General features: G+C 66.4%; 6 protein-coding genes. 4 read left to right on the forward strand and 2 right to left on the reverse strand.

What is annotated here, in order from left to right; translation table 11 throughout:
* The 3 genes from CVM52_RS27145 to CVM52_RS23175 form a co-directional block, all read left to right on the forward strand.
* Positions 1-672: hypothetical protein (locus CVM52_RS27145; RefSeq protein WP_172721073.1), on the forward strand; the 672-nt coding region annotated here is incomplete at its 5' end.
* A 61-nt stretch (positions 673-733) separates the two neighbouring features.
* A complete protein-coding gene (locus CVM52_RS23170; RefSeq protein WP_100164713.1) occupies positions 734-1,543 on the forward strand; it encodes a lytic murein transglycosylase in 810 nt (269 codons plus the stop codon).
* 201 nt (positions 1,544-1,744) lie between these two features.
* On the forward strand, positions 1,745-2,629 hold the full coding sequence (locus CVM52_RS23175) for a hypothetical protein (protein ID WP_133119954.1): 885 nt from the start codon (positions 1,745-1,747) through the stop codon (positions 2,627-2,629).
* Positions 2,630-2,705: 76 nt separating this feature from the next.
* Here CVM52_RS23175 and CVM52_RS23180 read toward each other — a convergent pair whose 3' ends face one another.
* Entirely contained in the window at positions 2,706-3,449 is a 744-nt protein-coding gene (locus tag CVM52_RS23180; RefSeq protein WP_100164715.1) for a heme-dependent oxidative N-demethylase family protein, read from the reverse strand.
* A 123-nt stretch (positions 3,450-3,572) separates the two neighbouring features.
* Here CVM52_RS23180 and dddP point away from each other — a divergent pair, with 123 nt between their 5' ends.
* Entirely contained in the window at positions 3,573-4,949 is a 1,377-nt protein-coding gene (gene dddP / locus CVM52_RS23185) for a dimethylsulfonioproprionate lyase DddP (RefSeq protein WP_100164716.1), read from the forward strand.
* A gap of 17 nt (positions 4,950-4,966) precedes the next feature.
* Here the strand turns inward: dddP and CVM52_RS23190 are convergent.
* A partial coding sequence (locus CVM52_RS23190) for a hypothetical protein (RefSeq protein WP_306372776.1) occupies positions 4,967-5,446 on the reverse strand: 480 nt, incomplete at its 5' end.

Genomic DNA, 5,446 nt, shown 5'->3' on the forward strand with positions numbered 1-5,446 from the left:
CTGTGCACATCCGACCTGTTCTATACGCCCGAGGAACTGGCGGCGGCGCTGGCCGCGGCGCCCAGCCCGGTGCTGACCCTGCACCCGGTGCCGACACCGAAGCAGACCGGGCCGCGGGGGCGCGACGGCACCGGGCTGATCGCCTGGCAGTCGCATCACCTGATCGGCCGGACCCTGGTGTTGGAGGGCATCCCCGAAGCGGTGCCGCTGGAAATGAGCCTGGCGCTGCTGGACACGCTGGTGCGCGAAAAGGTCAAGGGCGCGCTGGCGCTGGCCGAGGGCGATGCGCTGAAAGAGACGCTGGGCATGGCGCTATATGTGCGCCACGCCGCCCCCGATGCGACCTTCCCCAAGGGGCGCATCATCGTTTCTTTCTGGCCCGAACCGGCCGAGGCCGCAGGATCGGAGCCGCCTGCCCCGTTCCGGCCGCATCCCGGCTATTCCGCCATCACCGCGGTGTGGGAGCGGGACGCCGAGGGCGGCGAGAGCGTGACGCTGGGTCACGGCAGCCTGCGCAGCACCGGCAAACGGCAGGCCGGCGGCTCTGGCTGGATGATCCTGGTGGGGATCGGCCTGTTCCTCTGGGTCGGTCTGCCGCTGCTGAACCTGCCCAAAATGGCGATCGAATCCGCCTTCTCGGACGAGCCAGTGCTGGGGGAGACCTCGCGCTAGCGGCTTCTCAGCGTGGCGCCCGGCGGTTAGCATGGCGCTGTCGCTGTCAGAGGAGAGACCGATGCGCCGCAGCCCGACAAGACTGATTCCCGTTCTGGCCAGCCTGATCTGTTTGGCCAGCCCCGCCGCGGCGGCCAGTTGCGGCAATACCGCAACCGGGTTCGAAGCCTGGAAGGCCGATTTCGCGAAGGTGGCGCGCAAGGCCGGGGTCAAGCGGCGCGGGCTGGAGGCGCTGGCGCAGGCGCAATATGCCACCCGCACCATCGCCGCGGACCGCAACCAGAAAAGTTTCCGCTATACGCTGGAAAAATTCCTCCAGGTGCGCGGCGCCGAAACCATCGTGGCCCAGGCGCGGCGGCGCAAGGCGGCCAACCCGAATTATTACGCGACGCTGGAGCGACAATATGGGGTGCCCGCCGGCATCCTGCTGGCAATCCACGGGATGGAAACCGCATTCGGCAATTTCATGGGCGACAGCCCGGTGGTCTCTGCCATCGTGACTTTGGCCTATGATTGCCGCCGCTCGGAATTTTTCGTCCCCCACGCCCTTGGCGCGCTGACGCTCGTGGACCAGGGCAGCATCACCGCCGCCACCCTGGGCGCGCGCCATGGCGAGCTGGGCCATACCCAGTTCCTGCCGGGCAATGCGCTGACCTATGGCGTCGACGCCACCGGCGACGGCCAGGTCGATTTCTACAACCTGACCGACGCGCTGGCCTCGACGGCGAATTTCCTGCGCGCCAAGGGCTGGAAGCCGGGGCGCGGCTATGCGCCGGGACAGCCGAATTTCCGGGTGATCGAGCAATGGAACGCCGCCACCGTCTATCAGCAAAGCATCGCGCTGATGGCGGCCCGGATCGACGGGAATTAGACGCCGGCTGACGATCTGACGCCATCCGGACGCCCCATTTTCGTCAAATTCTCGCAAATCCAGTGAAAATTTTGCGCAAAATCATTAACTTATCCACAGGCAAGGTCATGCCGATGCCATATTGTTTCGCCGGTTGAGACACAGTTTTTCCCTGCTTTCCAAATAGCCTGCCGGAAATTCAAGCAAAGTGGGAGGACACCCATGGACAGAGGAAGCAGGTATCACGGAGCGCTGATCGTTTCCGGACATGAAGACGGCATGTTGGAAACTTTCGCCGAAATGGTCGCAACGGCATTCGAGGACTTTGGCCACCCGGTCGAACGCTGCAGCCTGAGCGACACGCGCAATGCGCGCGTCACCGCCACCCATTACGCCGCCAAGCTGACCCTGGCGCCCGGCCCGCATGCCGAACCCGCGGCACAGCGCTGCCGCCATGACGGCGCCGCAACCGGACCGGCCAAGGGCTGGCGGCTGAAGATCGAAATTACGCCGGCCGATCCGGCCCGCGACGATCAGGATATTTCCGAACTGCTGATGGCAGTGATGCTCTACCGCGCGTTGCACGAGTTCGACACCCGCGTGGTCGAATGGCTGGATCCGCTGACGATCCTGGATCACAGCGAATTCCTGGCCTCTTTTGGCAGCATCGCGCCCTGCCTGGTGCAAGCGGACAGCACCGGCTTCGGCGCCGTTCCCGCCTTTGCCGGCAGCGAAAGGACGGTCGCGCCGCTGTCGCGCCGCCACCCTTTTCCGTTGCTTGAGGCACCCGAGGAAGAAACCGACATCTTCTTCCCCGAGGATGCCCTGGCGCTGGCCTATCGCAGCGATGATGTGACCCAGCCGCTGCCCCCGGTGCCCTATCAGCCCGACAGCGGCCCCAGCTCGGTTCAGCGGCTGGCGGTTTGGGCGATGACCGGAATGATCGGCTTTCTGTCGGCGCCGGTGGCGCTGTCGGTGGCGGCGGTCAACCTGTTGCGGGGCGAGGATCTGCGCCTGAACACCCAAGTGTTGTCGCTGACCGCGCTGGTGGTGACGCTGCACGCCTCGGGCGTGCTGCACAGCCTGGCGGCTGAACTGCCGCTGTAAGGGACCTGCGCAAGGGGCAGCCCCTAACATCTCGAAAAAACAGCGTGGTAGGTTGGGGTATACCCCACCCTACCCGTCACCCTGCCGTGAACTGCGCCATGATCCGGTCGCGCGGAATCACGAAGGTGTGGCTCGAGAACACCACCGCGCCGCTGTCGGGCAGCCGTAGAATCGACTGCCGCTCGCTGCGAAAAAACGCCGCCGTCTCGGCCCGTCGCGCCGGGCGCGGGGCGGCTTCGCTGCGCGGCTGGAACAGCGCCGGATCCTCGTACCACAAAGCGTTGAACCGCCACAGCGGCCGTTCCGGTCGCACCCCGTCGAACAGCCGCTGCACCCGTGCGGCAATATTGGCATCATAGGGCGGCACCGGCGCGTGGATGCGCACCAGCGGGCGCTGGAATTTCTCGGCCAGCATCCAGCTGGCCGGGAAACACAGCACCGCTCCGGTCAGCACATGTTCATCGCCGCGTTTCTGCAGCAGGCACAGATCCTCCTGCGCCAGCCGGCCCAGCGTGCCCAGCGGGTCGGCCCGGTCAACCGGCACCGCCACCCCGTCGGGGCGCATCACGCAGTCTTTGGCGCCGGGATAGGCCAGCGACAGCACCAGGCCCAGCAATTCGTCCGCCGCCTCGCGCGCGCCGTCGTCCAGCGCCACGACCTCGCCGCGCCGTTCGGCCAGAAGCTGGTCGCGCAGCGCCATCTGCGCGGCAAAGGCCTCGTCACGGATCAGCCAATTGCCGATCTCCAGCGGCTGCACACCGGGCAGGCGCGGCCGGGTGAAGGGATCATAGGGAAGCGTCGATTGCAGCGGCGGGATCATGGCGTCGTCCTAGCAGCAAGTCCTGACCCTGTCGGCCAAAAACGACACCGCCCCTGGTCGCAATCGGGCACGACCCGAGGGCAACCGCCGCACAGGATATGGAGAACGGCAAGGAGCGTGGCGATGACGGCCTATTACAGCGACACCCGCAAGATCGACCCGGCCCGCGGCCGGCCGGCGCCGATCGATCCGGCGGCAGGCGAGTGGCTGGGGGACGGCACCCCCAACGATGCCGACCGGATCGAGATCGGGCCGACCCGGCTGGCCTTTTCGGAATGGGCCGAGGCCGGGCTGACGCTGCCCGACCTTGCCGCGATGCGCAACTTTCGCTGGCAGCGGCTGACCCGCGCGGTGGTCGATCGGGGCTATGCCGGGCTGCTGCTGTTCGACCCGCTCAACATCCGCTATGCCACCGACACCACCAATATGCAGCTGTGGAACGCGCATAACCCGTTCCGCGCGGTGTTGCTCTGCGCCGATGGCTATATGGTGATCTGGGATTACAAGAACGCGCCGTTCCTGTCCTCGTTCAACCCGCTGGTGCGCGAGGTGCGCGCCGGCGCCGACCTGTTCTATTTCGACCGTGGGGATCGCACCGGCGCGCAGGCCGCCGTGTTTGCCGCCGAGATCCGCGACCTCCTGCAGGCCCATGCGCCGGGCGAAACCCGGCTGGCGGTGGACAAGCCGATGCTGCACGCGCTGCGGGCCTTGGAGGCGCAGGGTTTCGAGGTGATGGAGGGCGAGGAGGTCACTGAGAAGACCCGCGCCATCAAGGGGCCCGACGAGATCCGGGCGATGCGCTGCGCCGCCCATGCCTGCGAGGCGGCGGTTGCGGCGATGGAGGCCTATGCCCGCACCAATGTGCCCTTCGGCCAGACCTCGGAAGACGATATCTGGGCGGTGCTGCATGCCGAGAACATCCGCCGCGGCGGCGAATGGATCGAGACCCGGCTGCTGTCCTCGGGCCAGCGCACCAACCCGTGGTTCCAGGAATGCGGGCCGCGCATCGTGCAGAATAACGAGATCATCAGCTTCGACACCGACCTGATCGGCAGCTATGGCATCTGCATCGACATTTCGCGCAGCTGGTGGATCGGCGAGGACAGCCCGCCGCCCGAGATGGTCTATGCTATGCGTCACGCCCATGAACATATCATGACCAATATGCAGCTGCTGCGCCCCGGCGCCTGGATTCCCGACATCATCGCCGCCTGCCACCGGCTGGACGACAAGTACCAGGCGCAGAAATATGGCTGCATGATGCATGGCGTCGGGCTGTGCGACGAATGGCCCCTGCTGGCCTATCCCGACAAGGCGGTCGAGGGTGCCTTCGATTATGCGCTGGAACCCGGCATGGTGCTGTGTGTCGAGGCGGCGGTGGGCGAGGTTGGCGGCGCCTTTTCGATCAAGCTGGAAGACCAGGTGCTGATCACCGAAGACGGCTTCGAAAACCTGACCAGTTATCCCTTCGACGCGGCACTGATGGGCGAACGCGGGTGAACCCGGCCTGACCGGGCCTAGGGAATGACCACGCCGGCCCGGTTGAACCTGACCTTCGAGGTGCCGAGATCGTCATAGGTCAGCTGCACCTCGATCAATTGCACCGAGCGCAGCGGGAAAGAGCGGTAGGGCAGCCCGTCGCTTTCCAGAATGGCGGCGGCAGCGGGCAGGTCCTCGTGACAGGGCGGCAACGGCCAGATCTCGGGCGTGGCGCCATTCAGGCCGATCCGCAATTCCAGCAATCCGCAGCGCCACGACCACAAATGGGTGACATACAGCAGGTCCTGGCCGCCATATTCGCGCACCGCGATCCAATTGGCCTGGGTGGCGTTCAGGATCGGGCGCACTTCCAGCGCGGTCAGGAACCGGCCGGTGGCGACCTGCGGTTCGGCCACCAGCCCGCTGCTGGGCGCGGCAGGTTTCGGCGCCAGAAAGGCGGGCGGCGCCACCGTGTCCTGTGAACCGGTCGCGCCGTCGCGCGGCGCCAGGATCGCAAC

The organism is Pseudooceanicola lipolyticus, assembly GCF_002786325.1.
Classification (GTDB): domain Bacteria; phylum Pseudomonadota; class Alphaproteobacteria; order Rhodobacterales; family Rhodobacteraceae; genus Pseudooceanicola_C; species Pseudooceanicola_C lipolyticus.

Bases quoted from the DNA above. Each gene is read 5' to 3' on its own strand.
- CVM52_RS23170 (WP_100164713.1), top strand. From the start codon at position 734: ATGCGCCGCAGCCCGACAAGACTGATTCCCGTTCTGGCCAGCCTGATC.
- CVM52_RS23175 (WP_133119954.1), top strand. From the start codon at position 1,745: ATGGACAGAGGAAGCAGGTATCACGGAGCGCTGATCGTTTCCGGACAT.
- CVM52_RS23180 (WP_100164715.1), bottom strand. From the start codon at position 3,449: ATGATCCCGCCGCTGCAATCGACGCTTCCCTATGATCCCTTCACCCGG.
- dddP (WP_100164716.1), top strand. From the start codon at position 3,573: ATGACGGCCTATTACAGCGACACCCGCAAGATCGACCCGGCCCGCGGC.